This window comes from Pseudomonas sp. GCEP-101, assembly GCF_025133575.1.
Classification (GTDB): domain Bacteria; phylum Pseudomonadota; class Gammaproteobacteria; order Pseudomonadales; family Pseudomonadaceae; genus Pseudomonas; species Pseudomonas nitroreducens_B.
In genome coordinates, this window is sequence record NZ_CP104011.1 from 3,146,271 (window position 1) to 3,161,830 (window position 15,560).

20 protein-coding genes are annotated in these 15,560 nt (G+C 60.5%); 11 read left to right on the forward strand and 9 right to left on the reverse strand.

Annotation, left to right across the window (positions count from 1 at the left end; genetic code table 11):
• The first annotated feature begins 6 nt into the window (after positions 1-6).
• Positions 7-429: an organic hydroperoxide resistance protein gene (locus tag N0B71_RS14395; RefSeq protein ID WP_259753247.1), complete on the forward strand. Its 423-nt coding sequence runs from the start codon at positions 7-9 to the stop codon at positions 427-429.
• 11 nt (positions 430-440) lie between these two features.
• Here the strand turns inward: N0B71_RS14395 and N0B71_RS14400 are convergent, their stop codons facing one another.
• From N0B71_RS14400 to N0B71_RS14420, 5 genes are all read right to left on the reverse strand, one after another.
• On the reverse strand, positions 441-806 hold the full coding sequence (locus tag N0B71_RS14400) for a hypothetical protein (protein WP_259753248.1): 366 nt from the start codon (positions 804-806) through the stop codon (positions 441-443).
• A 430-nt stretch (positions 807-1,236) separates the two neighbouring features.
• A complete protein-coding gene (locus tag N0B71_RS14405) occupies positions 1,237-1,752 on the reverse strand; it encodes an HvfX family Cu-binding RiPP maturation protein (protein ID WP_259753249.1) in 516 nt (171 codons plus the stop codon).
• Between the two features lie 80 nt (positions 1,753-1,832).
• Positions 1,833-2,471, reverse strand: coding sequence for a ferric reductase-like transmembrane domain-containing protein (locus tag N0B71_RS14410; protein ID WP_259753250.1), 639 nt, complete (start codon positions 2,469-2,471; stop codon positions 1,833-1,835).
• Between the two features lie 124 nt (positions 2,472-2,595).
• The gene (locus N0B71_RS14415) at positions 2,596-3,906 is read right to left on the reverse strand and encodes an ATP-binding protein (RefSeq protein ID WP_259753251.1); all 1,311 of its coding nucleotides are present in this window, start codon (positions 3,904-3,906) and stop codon (positions 2,596-2,598) included.
• Positions 3,903-4,643 carry a response regulator gene (locus N0B71_RS14420; protein ID WP_259753252.1) on the reverse strand — a complete coding sequence of 247 codons (741 nt, stop codon included), beginning with the start codon at positions 4,641-4,643 and terminating at the stop codon, positions 3,903-3,905. Before N0B71_RS14420 ends, N0B71_RS14415 begins: the two co-directional genes overlap by 4 nt.
• A 226-nt stretch (positions 4,644-4,869) precedes the next feature.
• Here N0B71_RS14420 and N0B71_RS14425 point away from each other — a divergent pair, with 226 nt between their 5' ends.
• From N0B71_RS14425 to N0B71_RS14440, 4 genes are all read left to right on the forward strand, one after another.
• Positions 4,870-5,142, forward strand: coding sequence for a DUF2790 domain-containing protein (locus tag N0B71_RS14425; RefSeq protein WP_259753253.1), 273 nt, complete (start codon positions 4,870-4,872; stop codon positions 5,140-5,142).
• 93 nt (positions 5,143-5,235) lie between these two features.
• Positions 5,236-6,456 carry a cytochrome c biogenesis protein DipZ gene (locus N0B71_RS14430; RefSeq protein WP_259753254.1) on the forward strand — a complete coding sequence of 407 codons (1,221 nt, stop codon included), beginning with the start codon at positions 5,236-5,238 and terminating at the stop codon, positions 6,454-6,456.
• A gap of 153 nt (positions 6,457-6,609) precedes the next feature.
• Entirely contained in the window at positions 6,610-6,861 is a 252-nt protein-coding gene (locus N0B71_RS14435; protein ID WP_259753255.1) for a type II toxin-antitoxin system Phd/YefM family antitoxin, read from the forward strand.
• A gap of 9 nt (positions 6,862-6,870) precedes the next feature.
• Positions 6,871-7,218: a type II toxin-antitoxin system RelE/ParE family toxin gene (locus N0B71_RS14440; RefSeq protein ID WP_259753256.1), complete on the forward strand. Its 348-nt coding sequence runs from the start codon at positions 6,871-6,873 to the stop codon at positions 7,216-7,218.
• 4 nt (positions 7,219-7,222) lie between these two features.
• Here the strand turns inward: N0B71_RS14440 and N0B71_RS14445 are convergent, their stop codons facing one another.
• From N0B71_RS14445 to N0B71_RS14460, 4 genes are all read right to left on the reverse strand, one after another.
• Positions 7,223-9,070 (reverse strand): sensor domain-containing diguanylate cyclase, encoded by a 1,848-nt coding sequence (locus tag N0B71_RS14445; RefSeq protein WP_259753257.1) that lies wholly within the window; start codon positions 9,068-9,070, stop codon positions 7,223-7,225.
• A 270-nt stretch (positions 9,071-9,340) separates the two neighbouring features.
• Positions 9,341-10,411, reverse strand: coding sequence for a serine/threonine-protein kinase (locus N0B71_RS14450; RefSeq protein ID WP_259753258.1), 1,071 nt, complete (start codon positions 10,409-10,411; stop codon positions 9,341-9,343).
• Entirely contained in the window at positions 10,411-11,466 is a 1,056-nt protein-coding gene (locus tag N0B71_RS14455) for a serine/threonine-protein kinase (RefSeq protein ID WP_259753259.1), read from the reverse strand. The genes N0B71_RS14450 and N0B71_RS14455 overlap by 1 nt, the downstream gene beginning before the upstream one ends.
• Entirely contained in the window at positions 11,450-12,574 is a 1,125-nt protein-coding gene (locus tag N0B71_RS14460) for a PP2C family protein-serine/threonine phosphatase (RefSeq protein WP_259753260.1), read from the reverse strand. The genes N0B71_RS14455 and N0B71_RS14460 overlap by 17 nt, the downstream gene beginning before the upstream one ends.
• A 562-nt stretch (positions 12,575-13,136) precedes the next feature.
• On the opposite strand from N0B71_RS14460, the gene N0B71_RS14465 reads away from it, so the two are divergent.
• The 6 genes from N0B71_RS14465 (at position 13,137) to N0B71_RS14490 (ending at position 15,420) form a co-directional block, all read left to right on the forward strand.
• Positions 13,137-13,352, forward strand: a complete 216-nt coding sequence (locus N0B71_RS14465) for a DNA-binding protein (RefSeq protein WP_259753261.1) — start codon at positions 13,137-13,139, stop codon at positions 13,350-13,352.
• Positions 13,353-13,652: 300 nt separating this feature from the next.
• Entirely contained in the window at positions 13,653-13,985 is a 333-nt protein-coding gene (pflM, locus tag N0B71_RS14470; protein ID WP_259753262.1) for a DUF5447 family protein, read from the forward strand.
• Between the two features lie 3 nt (positions 13,986-13,988).
• On the forward strand, positions 13,989-14,216 hold the full coding sequence (locus N0B71_RS14475; protein ID WP_259753263.1) for a hypothetical protein: 228 nt from the start codon (positions 13,989-13,991) through the stop codon (positions 14,214-14,216).
• Between the two features lie 223 nt (positions 14,217-14,439).
• Complete coding sequence (locus N0B71_RS14480; protein WP_259753264.1) at positions 14,440-14,853, forward strand: DNA-binding protein; 414 nt, start codon at positions 14,440-14,442, stop codon at positions 14,851-14,853.
• A 98-nt stretch (positions 14,854-14,951) separates the two neighbouring features.
• On the forward strand, positions 14,952-15,164 hold the full coding sequence (locus N0B71_RS14485; RefSeq protein ID WP_259753265.1) for a hypothetical protein: 213 nt from the start codon (positions 14,952-14,954) through the stop codon (positions 15,162-15,164).
• 13 nt (positions 15,165-15,177) lie between these two features.
• The gene (locus tag N0B71_RS14490; RefSeq protein WP_259753266.1) at positions 15,178-15,420 is read left to right on the forward strand and encodes a major capsid protein; all 243 of its coding nucleotides are present in this window, start codon (positions 15,178-15,180) and stop codon (positions 15,418-15,420) included.
• Positions 15,421-15,560 lie beyond the last annotated feature (140 nt).

Consider the following 15,560-nt stretch of genomic DNA (forward strand, 5'->3'; position numbering starts at 1 on the left):
AGCGCCATGACCGACACCCTCGCAACCGTGATCTACACCGCCCACACCCACACCACCGGCGGCCGCGACGGCCGCGGCCAGACCGCCGACGGCGAGCTGGACCTGCCCCTGAGCCCGCCCGGTTCGGGCCGCCCCGGCACGAACCCCGAGCAGCTGTTCGCCATCGGCTGGTCCGCCTGCTTCATCGGCGCCCTGCGTCGCACCGGGCAGAAACTGAACCTGCGCCTGCCGGCCGACGTGGCGGTGAGCGCCGACGTGTCCCTGGGCAACACCGCCGACGGCGGCTTCGCCCTGGCCGCCCAACTCACCGTGCACCTGCCGGGGCTGGCCGCCGAGGACAAGGCGAAACTGGTGGAAGAAGCGCACCAGATCTGCCCGTACTCCAAAGCTACCCGCGGCAATATCGAGGTAGGGTTCGTCATTCCCTGATCGATCCCTTCTCACCGCGCAGCCCGTGCACCTTCATCGGTGCGCGGGTTTTTTTTGTGTCTCATCGGCGCGCGAGGTGCTTCCCTGTAGGAGCGGGCCATGCCCGCGATCGCGCCCATGGGGCGCTCCTGCAGGTTGGCGCCGGTATTCCCGACCGCGTAGGCGCGGACTTTGTCCGCGATGCTTTTGCTTCGGGCTGGGAGTTTTTGCGCCGCCTCGGTTTGCGCGTAGGCTTCATGTTTCGCCCCCTCGGGCGAGTTACTTTTCCAAACGCCGAAAAATAACCAAAAGGCTTGCCCCGGACATCCGGTTTTTCGCTTGGGGCGAAAAATGCCCTCGTTGAACCGCAGTTTCAGGGGCCCGCCGCGAAGGGCCATCCCTGGCCCATCGCGGCTCTCGCGACATCCATGTCGCTCAACCCCTGAAACTCCGCTTCAACGAGGCCTCCTGAACGGGGCATTCGGAGCATGCGGATGCTCTTCTGGACGTCTTGAGTAGCCAAAGCCAAAGCCAAAGCCAAAGCCAAAGCTAGGGCTGCACGTAGGGCGAATAACCCGGAACGGGTTATCCGCCGATACCTCGACGGCGGATAACGCTGGCGCGTTATGCGCCCTACGATCGCTGCGGCGGTGTCCGGACTGGCATGAAACCCCGAGGGTAATTCGCACCTTGTAGGAGCGGGCCATGCCCGCGAACGGCGGACGAAGTCCGCGTTCAACCTCCTGCACCGACTTCCCGCAGACAAACAAAAACGCCCTCTCCACAGGGAGAGGGCGTTGCGGGTCTAGCAGACGAATGGCCAGCCGATCAGGCGCTCCGCGAAGCCCCCTGGACTCGCCGCACCACTCCATCCAGGCTCAACGCCCCGGCCCCCTTGAGTGCCAGCGGCAGCAGCGCCACCAGGTAGATCAGCGGCAGCTTGTAGTTGCCAAAACCATGGTCGGTGATCGAGTAGCCCTGGGCCAGTTCCGCCAGGCTCGACCACTGTGCCGGCCAGTGCACCGCGGCAATCGCGACGAGGGTCACGACGATCAGCGAGGCCGAGGCGAAGCGGGTGGCCAGGCCGAGCAGGAGCAATACCGGCGCGATCAGTTCGGCCCACATCGACACCTGCCAGTCGAAGCCGGCGGAGAAGTGGTTGAAGGGGAAAGGGAAGTTGGCGTGGATCTGTTCGAACCAGTTGTCACCGTGCCATTTCTCCAGGCCCGACTCGAAGAATTCCCAGGCCAGGAACAGCCGCAGCGGGATGTCCCAGCCCCAGGCGGCGAGGCGGTCGAGTTGGGCGAAAACGGTCTTGATCGGGTTCAGGGTCAGCAGGGTCATGGCACACCTCGAAGGCGGAGTCGTGGGCAGGGGATCAGCGGCCGGGCGCAGGTCAGGCCCGGTCGTGGCAGGCATAGGAGTCAGGCGTTCGGCAGGGCGGGACGGGCGCCACGGCGCAGGCGCACCGCCAGCTTGGCGAGGAGCTTGAAGGCGATGGCGCTGAAGATCAGGCCGAAGCCCAGTGGGTACCAGGAGCCCAGCGGCAGGCGCTTGTAGAAGGACAGCAGGAACACCAGGGCGATGACCCAGGTGCCGGTGCTGTGCAGGCGCTTCCAGGTGCGGGCGCCGAGCCGCTTCACCGCGTAGGGGAACGAGGTGAGGGTCAGCAGGATGATGAACAGGTAGCCGACCGAGCCGGGGATGTTCGCGGCGGCGCTGCGGCCGTGCCAGAAGGTCTCGGGGAAGAACTTTACGTAGAAGACGATCAGCACGGCGTGCACGGCGTGGGAGAAGGCAAAGGCCAGGCCGAGAAAGCGCCGCTCGCGCAGCAGGCCGCGGGTGAAGTCGCCCGGCAGCAGCGACGCCAGGGACGAGGCGAGAAAGGTGGCGAGGAACAGCGCGAAGGAGGTGCGGGCGGTGACGCGGATGGCGCTGCGCAGCGCTTCCACCCACTGCGGCTGGGACCACAGGGCCAGGACGGTGACGATCAGCACCAGCAGCGACAGCAGGCAAAACAGGCGCCAGCCATGCAGGCGGGCGGGGTTGGCGGGACGGTTCATGGCGGGCTCCTTGGAGGAACGCGGCGGGCGGGGTGCCGCCGCTGTTCGTGGAGCCATCCTGGGGGCAGGGCTTATCCCGGATGTGTCCGGGGACAGGCGTCTTGTATCGCTCTGTACAAACCGCTCACGGCGCCGGGCGCAACTGCAGCTGCGCGCAGAGCCCGCCGCTGGCGCGGTTGGACAGGGTCAACGTGCCGCCCAGCGCCTGGCTCAGTTGCTGGACGATGGCCAGGCCCAGGCCGGTGCCGCCGGTGCTGCGGTTGCGCGAACTTTCCACCCGGTAGAAAGGTTTTACCACTTCGGCGAGCTCGTCCTCGGGGATGCCCGGGCCGTCGTCCAACACACGCACATACACCGTACCCTGGGTGTCGCGCTCGACCTCCACCTGGGCGGAGCCACCGAACTTCAGGGCGTTGTCCACCAGGTTGGTGAGCACCCGGCGCAGGGCATGGGGGCGGGTTTCCAGCACCGCGTGGCTGCTGCCCAGCAGTTCCACGGCCTGGCCGCTGTCCTGGTAGTCCAGCACCAGGCTGTCGAGGAAGGCGTCGAGGTTGACCTTCACCGCCGCCTCGCTGGCGCCGTCCATGCTGCGCGCGTAGGCGACGCCCTCGCGGACCAGGTGCTGCATTTCCTCCAGGTCGCTCCACAGGCGCTCGCGCTCGGGGGAGTCGTCCATCTGCTCGACGCGCAGCTTCATCCGTGTGATGGGCGTCTGCAGGTCGTGGGAGATGGCAGCGAGCAGTTGCATGCGCTCCTTGAGGTAGCTGCCGATGCGGCCCTGCAGTGCGTTGAAGGCGCGGGCGGCGTAGGCGACTTCGCTGGGGCCGCGCTCGTCCAGTTCCGGCGCCGGGGCGTCGGGGTCGAGGTCGTCCACCGCCTGCGCCAGCTGGGTGAGCGGGCGGATGGCCAGGCGCACGGCGATCCAGGTGCAGAACAGCAACAGCGCCAGCTGGACCAGCAGCACCCACGGCAGCCATTGCGCCACAGGCACGCCCTTGGGCGTCACGTCGATGGTCAGCGGGCTGCCGTCCTTGAGCGTCAGGTGCACCTGGAAGTGCGGGATGGCGCCGGGGATGTTCTCGAAGCGCAGCGGGTAGCGCGGCCCGACGACGTCGGCAATGGACTGGGCGGCCATTGGCGCCTGCGCCATGTTCATCGGCTCGCCCGGCTGGCCTTCGCTGAGCAGGTAGCGGTAGTTGGGGCGCTGCACCATCGGCAGCCACGCCTGGCGCTCGTCCCGGGGCAGGCGGTCGAGCAGGGCGACGGCGGTGCTGACGTCGGTCTCCAGGTTGCCCAGCATCATGTTGCGCGCGCTCTGGTAGCGCTCGTAGAACTGCGAGCAGAACGACAGGCTGTAGGCGAACACCAGCCCGGCGAGGAAGATCAGCGCCAGGCGCGCGGCCAGCGTGCGTGGCCAGTGCAGGAGGGATTTCATTCGTTCGGCTCGAGCAGTTCGACGGCCAGGGCGAAGACGTAGCCTTCGCTGCGCACCGTCTTGATGTAGGCCGGCTCGCGGGCGTCATCCAGCAGGCGCTGGCGCAGGCGGCTGACCAGCAGGTCGATGGAGCGGTCGAAGATGTCCGCCTCGCGACCCTGGGTGAGGTTCAGCAACTGTTCGCGGCTGAGCACGCGCTGCGGGTGATCGACGAACACGCGCAACAGGCGGTACTCGGCGCCGCTGAGGGCGACCAGGGTGCCGTCTTCGTCGAGCAGGTGGCGCGCGGTGGTGTCCAGCTTCCAGCGGCCGAAGCCGATCAGCCGGCTCGCCTCGCTGACCTGCAGGTTCGGCGGCAGCATGCGGGTGCGGCGCAGCACGGCGTTGATCCGCGCCAGCAGCTCGCGGGCGGAGAAGGGCTTGGTGAGGTAGTCGTCGGCGCCCATTTCCAGGCCGATGATGCGGTCGGTCTCGTCGTTGCGCGCGGTGAGCATCAGCACCGGGGTGGACTTGTGCTTGCCCACGCGCAGCTCGCGGCACAGCTTCAGGCCATCGTCGCCGGGCATCATGATGTCGAGGACGATCAGGTCCACCGCGTTGGCGTCGAGAAAGGCGCGCATCTGCCGGCCGTCCGCCGCCAGGCTCACGCGCAGGCCGTTCTTCTTCAGGTAGTTGCCGACCAGCTCGCGGATCTCGCGGTCGTCGTCGACGATCAGTACGTGATCGACATGGTCCATGCCGGTGCCTCGTTCGTAGTGGGTTGAGGCGAGTGTATAGCGCAGCGCCGTGCTTGCCTGCCGTGCTTTGTATTCCACTGTATCCAACCCCGCCGGCGATACCCGGCGCGGCAAACCCAGGGCCTGCGCGACACAAGCCCGATACCTCCTGAACGTGAAATGGGCACCAACGGCAAGGCACACAGCCCCCCGCCGATCAAACCCGACACAGGACAGGAGAACCACCATGAAATCCGCTCACATCGCCCAAGCTTGCCTCTTCGCTGCCATCGCCGCCTTTGCCAGCGTCGGCGCCCAGGCTGCCGACACCCCGCCCGCCGAGCAGTACCACTACGGACAGAAACTGGACGTGAAGCGCGTCCTGGCCATCCACGAAGAGAACGCCTCGCCGTTCGACTGCGGCATCGTCAACGCCCGCATGGACTACCTGGATTCCCACGGCCAGCCGCACAGCCTGGCCTATCGCAAGTTCGCCACCAACTGCAACGAAGGCGGCTGATTCCCCTGGGCCGCGGCCACGGAACGGCCGCGACGTTTTTTCCCTGGCGCTTAACCATCGCGACTCCCGGGCCGACGGCCCATCGAGGTGCCCATGTTGCTCATCGCCTTTCTCGGCGGGGCGCTGACCTTGCTCAGCCCCTGCATCCTTCCCGTCCTGCCGTTGTTGCTGCAGCGCGCCGGCGGCCCGGCGTGGTCGCCCTGGTTCACGCTGCTCGGCCTGGCCAGCGGCTTCGCCGTGCTGGCGAGCCTGGCGACCGTCTCCAGCAACTGGGTGATCGCCGCCAGCGAATGGGGCCGCTACGTCGCCCTCGTGTTGCTCGCGGTGTCCGCGCTGGCGCTGCTGTGGCCGCGCTTCAGCGACGTAATGGCCAAGCCCTGGGCGTGGCTCGGTGATCGCCTGCACGGTGAGTCCCGGCGCTTGCCGCCGACTGTTTCCGCGTGGGTACTGGGCTTCGCTGCCGGCCTGCTGTGGGCGCCGTGCGCCGGGCCGGTGCTGGGGCTGATTCTCTCCGGCGCCATGCTGCAAGGCCCGAGTGCGCAGACCAGCCTGCTGCTGTTCGCCTACGGCCTGGGCAGCGCGACGGTGCTGGGTGTGGTGCTCTTCGCCGGCCGCCGGCTGATGCAGCACGTGCGCCCGCGCATGGCGGTCATCGAGGGGCTGCGCCGCGCTACCGGCCTGCTCGCCCTGCTGGCCGTCGTCGGCATCGCCAGCGGTGCCAGCGCACAACTGGCCGCCGGCCGCTCATCCACGCTGGTGAACAGCCTGGAGCGCAAGGTCATCGACGGGGTGCCCGCGCTGATCAGCCAACTGATGCCCGGCGACATGGCACACGGCGCCGAGCGCCTGCCCGACCTCGGCCCGGCGCCCGAGCTGCAAGGCGCGGTGGAGTGGATCAACAGCCCCGAACTGAACCTGCGCGAGCTGCGCGGCAAGGTCGTGCTGGTCGACTTCTGGACCTACGACTGCATCAACTGCCAGCACAGCCTGCCGTACGTGAACGCCTGGGCGAAGAAGTACGCGGACCAGGGCCTGGTGGTGATCGGCATACACACCCCGGAGTACCCCTACGAACGCGTGCCGGCCAATGTCCGCGAAGCGGTGAAGCGACACGACATCCACTACCCCGTGGCGCTGGACAACCAGTACCGCCTCTGGAATGCCTTCGCCAACCAGTACTGGCCGGCGCACTACTTCATCGACGCCCAAGGGCGGATTCGCCACCTGTCCATCGGCGAGGGTGGGTATGAGGAGCAGGAGCAGGTGATCCAGGCGTTGTTGAAGGAGAGGGATCAGGGAAAGGCAGGGGTTTGAACGAGGGAAAAAAGCCAATCCCGTGACGCTCGATGAAATTGTCCGGCTTCAGGGATGAAGCCGGTTCGGTTTAAATTCAGACCGAATTCAGGCTATAGTGCTCGGGCCGAGGGCATCCCAAGCGGATGTCCTTCATTACCGGAGGAATGTCTCATGCGCGTCGAGACTATCAGTTACCTGAAGCGTCACGCTGCCGACCTGGATCTGACCGAGCCCATGGTTGTCACCCAGAATGGCGTGCCAGCCTATGTTGTCGAGTCCTACGCCGAGCGTCAGCAGCGCGACGAGGCGATTGCCCTGGTCAAGCTGTTGGCCATGGGCTCTCGGCAATATGCAGAGGGCAAACACAGTTCAGCTGACGACCTCAAGGCCCGGCTTGCCAAAAGATTCTCGCCGTCTGATTGAGGATCGAGCGTGTCCAGGTTGGTCGTCCGATTTACCCACACCGCAGAACAGAGCATCCAGGACCAGGTTCATCACCTGGTTCCGTTCCTGGGGCAGCAGAATGCCCTGGATTCGCTCCTTGAACTGATCGTCGAGATCGAAGAGAAGCTGCCGCGAGCGCCGGCAGGATATCCTGTCAGCGAGCAAGCGAGCCTGCTGGGCGTATTGCACTTCCGCGAGTTCAACACGGGGCCGTACCGCGTGTTCTATGAGGTGCATGAACACCTGAGCGAAATCGCCGTCATTCTGGTGCTGCGGCAGAAGCAGAGTGTGCAGCAGCAACTGATTCGTTACTGCCTTGTCGGGCCTTTTGAATAGAGCTTCATCCCGCCACCCGATTCCGCCCCTGCCTCTTCGCCTCGTACAACGCCGCATCCGCCCGCCCCACCAGCGCGTCGGCGGCGCTTTCCTGCCCAGGCACCATTGCCGCCACACCGATGCTCACGCTCACCCGCCCCAGCGGCGAGAACTCATGGGGCAGGGCGAGGGCCTCCACCGCCTGCAGCAGCTTGTTCGCCATGCCTTGCACGCCGGCGAGGTCGGTCGTCGGCGCGAGGAAGACGAACTCCTCGCCGCCATAACGCGCCACCAGGTCGGTGGAGCGGTTCACCGTGGCCGCCAGCGTCTGGGCGATCCGCCGCAGGCAGGCGTCGCCCGCCGGGTGGCCATAGTGATCGTTGTAGCGCTTGAACCAGTCCACATCGACCACCGCCAGGGCCAGCCACTCGCCCGAGCGGCGCGCACGGCCCCATTCCTGCTCCAGCACGCCGTCGAAGCGGCGGCGGTTGGCGATGCCGGTCAACGCGTCGGTCAGGCTCATGGCGTGCAACTGGCTGTTCAGCTCGCGCAGCTCGTCGGTGCGCTCGGCCACGCGCAGCTCCAGCTCGTGCTCGGAGGTGCGCAAGTTGTCCACCAACTGCTGCTGGGTGCGGATCAACTCCTCCTGCACCCGCGCCTTTTCCCGACGCATCACGTTGAAGCGGTCGGCGAGGGCGAAGGCCAACACGATCATTTCCATCGCCGAGCCCAGTTGCAGGCCATCCACGGTGAACAGGTTGGTCGGCACCAGACCCATGGCCCGTAGCGACGTCATCGCCCCGCCGAGCATCAGCAACGCAAAGGCCGCGAGAAAGAAGAACGCGCTGCGCTGGCGCTTGAATACGCTGGCCACGGCGCCCGCCAGCAGGATGACCGCCGTGGCGAAGTTCAGCAGGATGCCGGCGCGGGACACGTACGGCAGGAAGAACGCATAGGCGACGAGGCTGAGCAGATACAGCACGATCATCCCGCGCAGCACCCAATCCAGGCGCGGCAGGATGCGTTCGAACTGCATCATCCTCCGCGCGAACAACAGCAGCGCCGCCAGTGCCAGCGACACGCCCGAGTAGTAGACGATGTTGGCGTTGAGCGGCACGCCGAGGATCGACCAGTCCGGCGCCAGGCCATTCTTGATTGCCAGCGCCGAGGCGGTGCAACTGACGAAGACCACGTAGAGCAGGTAGATCGGATCGCGCAGCGCGAACAGCAGCATCAGGTTGAACAGGATCATCGCCATGGCGATGCCGAAGTACCACGCCTTGCCCGTGTAATCGTCGCGCTCGTAGGCGTGGAACGCCTCCACCGGCCACAACTGCAGCGGCACCAGCAAACCGATGCTCGACGCCACCCGCAGGTACACCACCTGCTCCGAATGCGCCGGCAGGTCCAGCGGAAAGACGAAATTGCGATTCGGGTAGACCTTGCTCGACTGCGGCACATCGCTGCCGGTGTTGATGGTCCGGTACGAGCCGTCCGCCTGGGTGATGTTCGCCTGCACATGGGATACCCGCGGGTTCTCCACCACCAGCAAACGCTGCAACGGCGCGTCGCTCGGGTTGCTCAGCTGCACCTTCAGCCAGAACGCCGAACGGGTGAACCCCATCGCCAGCGAACTGCCCGGCGGCTGGCCGCCTTCGAAGCGCGCCTGCTGCTCCGGGGACAGCACGTCTGTCAGCGTCAGAGCGCGGCTCGGGTCTTCGAGGACTGAAACGTACGTGGTGAGCGTCAGCGGTTGGGTGGTCACGCTGGTGGCATCGACCACCAAGTCGGCCCAGGCGGGGCGGATCAACAACAGGAAAGCTGCGAGCAGGAGCCAGGACAGGGATTGCCGGTGCAGGGCGGGAGCGGGCATGCGGCGAGTCCGAGATGTGAGGAGATGGAGATTCTACAAGACGGGATTTGGCAGCACCAAAAACGCAAAAGCCCCCGGCAACTTACGCTGCTGGGGGCTTTTGCTTGGATTCTGGAGCGGGCGAAGGGAATCGAACCCTCGAAGATGTAGTGTTAGAGCATCCCAGTGAGTATCGTTAGGGGGAATGCAGCCGCCTGCCATGTTCATTTAATGCCATTGTGTCCCCTCTATTTCGACACTTTTTCGACACAGAATCCCGGCCCAACTCGTCTATTTGAGTACCAAAATGGGGTGCGCCCGTTCCCTAGGGTGGCCAGGGAAGCTTGAAAAGCAAATATTGCTATTGGCTGCAGCGCTAGGTCTGGTTGGGCCGTATACGCTTTCCATACTGAAGAAAACAGATTTTTTATCGTTCTCCGCGAACCCACTAAATCCATTCTGAATAAGATTGGTAACTGTGGCCTCTTCTCGTTCTGTTCCTAAATAGCATAAGTCTTGGCACATTTGAGCGAGTTGAAGAGCTGTAGGTCTTTTCTCGGCCTCGTAGGCTAAGCAACTATCTACAATTCTTTGCAGTTCTTCGGACAGCGGTTTGAATTGGGGGTTGGAGGTCATAAATGCCGGCCACGGTTTTCGATCCTTGGTCTTAACATTAACCGCCGCATCTAGGTATAAACCAAAAGGGTGTTCGCCAGTTAATAGAAGGAACATCATTGCGCCAAGGGACCAAATGTCTACTGGTTTTTCAGTCCGATCACCTGCCTTTCTGAACATCATTTCAGGAGCCATAAATGGAAGGGCTCCTTTAATTGTTCCTGATGTTGAGTTGGTGAAGTCCCCCTTTCTATGTGCGTCCTCGAAAACTTCTTCAGTTAAGGTGGCGATACCAAAATCTGTGATCTTTAATTCGTATAAATTCACGCCGTGGGAGGTGATGATATTGCTTGGTTTTAAGTCTCTATGAATTACACCTGCTCTATGCGATGCCAGTATGCCTTTAGCTAGGTGATGAAGAACGTGTGCTGCTAAGTGGGGGTCAAGGAATCCAAATTTCTTTAACTTCGCGTCAAGGGTTTCCCCTTCAACAAACTCTTCAATCAAGAAGAATTGCTCGTCTTCTTCGATGTAGTCTAATGTCTTTGCAACATTGTGATTGTTGATTTTTGCCGCAATAATAGCGCTGTTCTTGAATCGTTTTTCGGCTTGCCCGGCTTGTGGAGTTTTTAGCGCGACGTGCATTCCTAGTAGCTTATCGTTTGCGAGATATACATCTTGCATGCCGCCACTGCCGATATGTTTTATTACTTGGTATCTATTAGATATCAGAAGGTCTTTTTTCATTATGGCATTACCTCCGGATTAGACACGTCGAAAGTTATAAATCTTCTGCTAGATCCTGTGCCGAATGTCAGGACGCAGCAGTGAGGCAGAGCTTCACCATTTGCGATATTTCTATTGTTGGCGGTGACTTGTCCGGATTGGGATTTGACTATGAATTGATAGCCGTCATAGTTAATACTTATTTCCCCGAGTGATGCGATTTTTACGTTGACGTTAGTCGAGTCTTTATTCAGTTCGTACGTGGCTCCGTTTGCAACTAACAGTGCTCGATGCTTATTGTGAAGCAAGTGACGATTTAGAGTTTTCTCTATTTCGCTAATGTGGGGGCGCTTTTGTGTGTCATGGCTGAGGCAATCTTCAAGTAAACCTATAATGTCGGAAGGTATTCCTTTGAGATATTCATTCAGCTCTCCCGGTTCTATTTTTCCCGGCGGGTAAGCTGTGAGCGTTGCCGGGATTCGCTTATCCTTTTTCAGCGCAAGCGCGGTTATTGCGAAGGCGTATACATCAATCGAGTTATCGAAGCTGACATCACTCTTTTTCCACAATTCCGGAGCCATAAAAATAGGGGTGCCAATGGCGTTAACTGTAGCTGCGTCCTCGCCATGCCTCCGGGAAAGTCCGAAGTCGAGAATCTTCAGATTTCCACTGGAGTCAATTTTTATGTTGGAAGGTTTGATGTCTCGGTGGATAATTCCCGAAGCATGTATGGCTGAGAGTCCGCAAGCTATTTGCCAAAGTGTTTTCAAATATTCATTGTCTAAGCTTTGGCAGCCGGGTGTGAGAGTGTCTCCATCGATAAATTCTAGAATTAGTGCCTGGTTTGTGTTTCCGTCTTCTTTTATCTCAATTATGTCGTAAAGCTGAACAACGTGCCTTGAGCGAATTTGAAGAAGGGCTTTTTGCTCATCTAGCAGTCGACGGGCCTCTTCGCCCTTTTTTAGGACTTTGAGGATGACTTCTCTGTTGAGGTGGGTGTCGGTGCATTTATATATTTCACCCATTCCGCCGGCAGTCAAAGGGGCGGATAGTTCATATCTACTTGGAAGAATCATCAGCACTATCCTTATGCTCTATATCCATTTCAATTACGATTTGAAGATCTTCATCTTTTGGTGCTTCAACTTTTGGAAGCTTTGTCTTCTTTTTTGCCTTGCTTTTTCTGTTCTTGTTTGGGCTAGGTCTTTGGTCGTTGTCAGGCGGAGTTTTAGCTTCCGGTTCGTTACCAATTTCGACTGGCAATGCTGGCGTAGAGCTAGGCGCCGGTGGTTGTCTTTCTATAGGACGGAGTTCATTTGGTGAATGATTTCTCACCTCATCTTTGATCCAAGCAATGTGAAGTTCACTGAATGGGTCAAGGATTTGAATGGAGGATTCATCTTTTGTGATGAGTTCTTTTGCATCTTGTAGAGAAACGACTGCGCCAGAAGCATTGTCAGGAGCACCTAGCCAGCGAGCGAGAGTCCCCAGTCGCTGAGCAGCTTGATAGATATCCGCAGAGTTTATGAAGATTGAAGAAAACATGCTCTCTTCAGGGAAATGAATGCCATCAGTCGTCAAGAGGAAGCGGTTATAGGTGTTATTAATGAAGCTAATGTGAGGCCGTATTCCTGGGCCCATTCCCATGAACTGAAGTAGCTCTCGGCCATGACCACCTACTGCTTCTGCTAAAGAATCATCTGTCGTCAGTCTGCGTAGTTGTCTAGGTGACTCAATCGTCTCGGCATAAATTCGGCTATCTCCGACATTAACCGAAAATGTTCCATGTTTTTCTGTTATTAGTAATGCTGAAAGAGTTGCGCCGCCGGCTCCACCGGAAAAATCGTAAACACAGTCGTTAGAGTCTATGGTCGACTGCCGCAACCTTTCCATTTCTGGGCGGTGCCGGTATTTTATTAGCGAATTGAAGAAGGAGGCTATTGCTCTAGTAGCACACTCTGCTCCATCCTTCATTCCACCCATTCCATCCGAAATGGCAATCGCTAAAAAGCCACCGTCATTTTTTTCGTTCCCGCTAACTTTTAAGCAGGCAACGCGGTCTTGGTTCTGTGATCTCTTTAAACCAATGTCCGTAAATAGTGCGATGTTTTTTCTTGCTGTCAGTCCACTGCTCTTGTCCGGGACATCTCTAGACAGCCACTTAATTAATGTACTATTCAACATATCAATGGCTTCGATGAAAGTGGGCGAAATTTAGATGGTCGTGCTGAGTTAAGCAGAGGGGCAAAGGGTTTTTAAGTGATTCGTGGTAGCTAGGCATTTAATTACACTCCTTGTGCTTAATTCCCTTTTTTGACGTACCAACGCAGTGCCACTGTCCGTGTTAGCTCTATCCCGCGCCGGGTACGGCTAATTTGGCATCTGCTTCCTCGTAGCCAGGGGCTATCTGACCTCGAGCCGGATCTACGTCACCTTTCAGAAGCCATAGCTCGTATTGAGGAAACACTCGTAACAGCTCTTCCAAGTCTTCTATGCGGGCTTTGACCTTGCGGTTAGTCGCGACGGTCTGCCAGCGCTGTCGCTCTGTAATAGCGGTGGTTTCGGCCAGTTTTGTCGCACCGATAAACCTTACAAGGGTTCTAACCCGCTCTTCTATCATTCCAAAACGCTCTAAGAGATAATAAATAATTTATTGATGAATTATTTATCAGTGCTAGGATTGGCCTGTGATAAATAATTTATTAGAGCTTCTCGTCCTAATGGAATGAATAGTGACGGAACGAGCATGGAACTGGAAGAGCTGTCTCCCAATGCCCTGGTAGGGCCGCAACAGGACGTAGAGCCCATCGAGAAGTGGGCGGAACGCAACGGCGTCACCTTCGGCACGGCCCGCGCTTGGGTGTACCGGGGCGTCCTGCCCTCGGTGAAGCTCGGCAAGCTTCGCATGGTGAATAGCGCGCTGCTTCGTACGTGGCTGCTGGAACAGGAGTGGACGGCATGAAGGCTGAGATTCGTGCCGAGTTTCTGCGGACGCTGACTCTTTTTTGCTGCTCTGATTTGCAGCTCGGCACTTGGGCGCGGGATCACAACGCCAGTTGCTATGGCCGTCTGCTGGGATTTATCGACGCTCTCGAAATGGCTGGGGAGATCGGATACGACGAGTTCTCCCGCATGGAAGCCCTCGTTTTTAACGTGATCGGATACAGCGGCCGTCCATTCCCCAGCGCTCTCAATGCTGGTCCTGTGATGCCGTCTTGGGAGGCGTTCAAACGCTGCCAGAAAGCAGGGGAGGCGATAGCTGATGATTCCCTCGAACCGCCCGCACCAACCGCACGCCCCGGACTGCGACTGCTCTGTCTGTTGGTCCCGTCGCGAACTGGCGAAGCCCGTAGTCTTCCAGTCCACACCCTGCACCGAGTGCCGCCCTACGCGAGTCTTCACGGTCGTTACCACGATGGCGCTGGTCGCGGGAGTGTGGCGCTCGATCCACTCGACGTACCGGGTGGAACCGGGTTTTACCTGCGCGAAACACATGCCCGCGCTCCGTCCGCCGAAGTACTGGCACGTTGTGTACGACAGCGGCAAACCGACTCCCTTCGTGCCGATCCGCGAGCCCTTCGAGTTGGAGGCCTGAGCCATGCACACTGACGCCGCCTTTAGCCTTACCTTGCTGTTCGCTCTCCTCACCTGTGTGGGCTTTCCGCTGATGTGCGTGGCCCACGAAATTTCGAAGTGGGCCGACCGCAACAACTGCACTCAGGCCAAACCGGTCCAGGGCCGCCGCACCGGCTTGTCCGAACGCGCTTTTCCGTTCGGACAAACGGAGCGCCGGGCGAAGCGCACCCTTGACCGTCCCCCGCCCTGAATAGCCTCCGCTCGGGAGTAAGGGGCAGCACCACCGCCCCGCGCTCCTGAGCCCTCGGCGGCGAGAGCGGGATGACAAGGGCAGCGCCCTTGGTGTTTCCAATCTCGCCACCCGCACCCAAGCAAAACCCAGGCACCACCACACCCGCTGAAAGACGGCCACCAACGCGCCCAATTTGCAGCAGCGGGCCAACTCATGCCCAAAAAAGGCAAAGGAGCTTCAGATGAACATGTTTGCAACCACCGGCGGAATCGTTGAACTGTGGGTCACCCAGACCGACACCTTCACCTCCAAAACCTCCGGCGAAATCTTCGCCAGTGTCCAGGCGATTTCGCCGATACCCGAAGGCGCACGTGGCAATGCCCGTGGCTTCGAAATCACCCAGTACGACATCGAGCCGACCCTGCTCGACGGCATCGTCTTCGAAGGCTCCCCGGTGCTGTGCAAGTTCGCCACCGTGGTCCGCCCGACCAAAGACCGCTTCGGCAACACCAAGAACACCCAGGTGCTGACCGAACTGCTCGCCACCGGCAAAGACGCTGCCGCGCCGGCTCCCGCCCGCCCGGCTGCTCCCCAGCAAACCCAGCGCCCCTCCCAGCCCGCCGCCGAGAAACCCGGCGACTCGGCCAAGAGCTAATTCGGGAGCGCTGCCATGACTAAGTACCTCTCCCTGTTCGCTGTGGGCCTTGCCACTGGCTACCTGTGGGGCTGGGTCGATGGCGTGGCGCGCTTCCTATGAATTTCCTCGCCTGTGACGGCAGCTGGGCGGTCAGCGCCGATGGTTCCGCCATCTGCACCGGCACCCTGCACGTAGTCACCAGCGAGGAAATGCAGAGCGAGTTCGGCTCTGCACTCACCTGGGATCAGGTCGCGGAACTGCGTGGCGAAGTCCTCACGCTGTTCTGCATCGCCTTCGGCTTCCTGGTCCTGAAACGACTGCTCAAGTAGCGAGGTAGTACCCATGAAACAGCTCAAGACCCACCTGCAGAACCGCGCCGCCGGCTACGGCCGTCGCGCCCGCCAAGCCGTGGTTGGCATCGCCGCTGTCGGCTCCACCCTGGCGGCCACCGCCTATGCCGCTGTCCCGGCAGAAGCCACCGGCGCCCTGACCACTGCCGGCGACGACACCAACACCATCGGTTGGGCCGTCTTCGCCGTGCTGGTTGCCGCCGCGGCGTTCAAGTACATGCGCCGCGCCCTGTAAGCCCACCCGGCCTAACAGCCGAAGCACCGAACCCCGCTCCGGCGGGGTTCTTTCTTCTGGAGTCCGAACAATGTCCGTTCAATGGTTCGTCCTCATCGTCTCCACCGTGGCCTTCGCCGTGGTCCTGTTCGGGCGGGTCT

Bases quoted from the DNA above. Each gene is read 5' to 3' on its own strand.
- N0B71_RS14395 (WP_259753247.1), top strand. From the start codon at position 7: ATGACCGACACCCTCGCAACCGTGATCTACACCGCCCACACCCACACC.
- N0B71_RS14400 (WP_259753248.1), bottom strand. From the start codon at position 806: ATGGCCCTTCGCGGCGGGCCCCTGAAACTGCGGTTCAACGAGGGCATT.
- N0B71_RS14405 (WP_259753249.1), bottom strand. From the start codon at position 1,752: ATGACCCTGCTGACCCTGAACCCGATCAAGACCGTTTTCGCCCAACTC.
- N0B71_RS14410 (WP_259753250.1), bottom strand. From the start codon at position 2,471: ATGAACCGTCCCGCCAACCCCGCCCGCCTGCATGGCTGGCGCCTGTTT.
- N0B71_RS14415 (WP_259753251.1), bottom strand. From the start codon at position 3,906: ATGAAATCCCTCCTGCACTGGCCACGCACGCTGGCCGCGCGCCTGGCG.
- N0B71_RS14420 (WP_259753252.1), bottom strand. From the start codon at position 4,643: ATGGACCATGTCGATCACGTACTGATCGTCGACGACGACCGCGAGATC.
- N0B71_RS14425 (WP_259753253.1), top strand. From the start codon at position 4,870: ATGAAATCCGCTCACATCGCCCAAGCTTGCCTCTTCGCTGCCATCGCC.
- N0B71_RS14430 (WP_259753254.1), top strand. From the start codon at position 5,236: ATGTTGCTCATCGCCTTTCTCGGCGGGGCGCTGACCTTGCTCAGCCCC.
- N0B71_RS14435 (WP_259753255.1), top strand. From the start codon at position 6,610: ATGCGCGTCGAGACTATCAGTTACCTGAAGCGTCACGCTGCCGACCTG.
- N0B71_RS14445 (WP_259753257.1), bottom strand. From the start codon at position 9,070: ATGCCCGCTCCCGCCCTGCACCGGCAATCCCTGTCCTGGCTCCTGCTC.
- N0B71_RS14450 (WP_259753258.1), bottom strand. From the start codon at position 10,411: ATGAAAAAAGACCTTCTGATATCTAATAGATACCAAGTAATAAAACAT.
- N0B71_RS14455 (WP_259753259.1), bottom strand. From the start codon at position 11,466: ATGATTCTTCCAAGTAGATATGAACTATCCGCCCCTTTGACTGCCGGC.
- N0B71_RS14460 (WP_259753260.1), bottom strand. From the start codon at position 12,574: ATGTTGAATAGTACATTAATTAAGTGGCTGTCTAGAGATGTCCCGGAC.
- N0B71_RS14465 (WP_259753261.1), top strand. From the start codon at position 13,137: ATGGAACTGGAAGAGCTGTCTCCCAATGCCCTGGTAGGGCCGCAACAG.
- pflM (WP_259753262.1), top strand. From the start codon at position 13,653: ATGATTCCCTCGAACCGCCCGCACCAACCGCACGCCCCGGACTGCGAC.
- N0B71_RS14475 (WP_259753263.1), top strand. From the start codon at position 13,989: ATGCACACTGACGCCGCCTTTAGCCTTACCTTGCTGTTCGCTCTCCTC.
- N0B71_RS14480 (WP_259753264.1), top strand. From the start codon at position 14,440: ATGAACATGTTTGCAACCACCGGCGGAATCGTTGAACTGTGGGTCACC.
- N0B71_RS14485 (WP_259753265.1), top strand. From the start codon at position 14,952: ATGAATTTCCTCGCCTGTGACGGCAGCTGGGCGGTCAGCGCCGATGGT.
- N0B71_RS14490 (WP_259753266.1), top strand. From the start codon at position 15,178: ATGAAACAGCTCAAGACCCACCTGCAGAACCGCGCCGCCGGCTACGGC.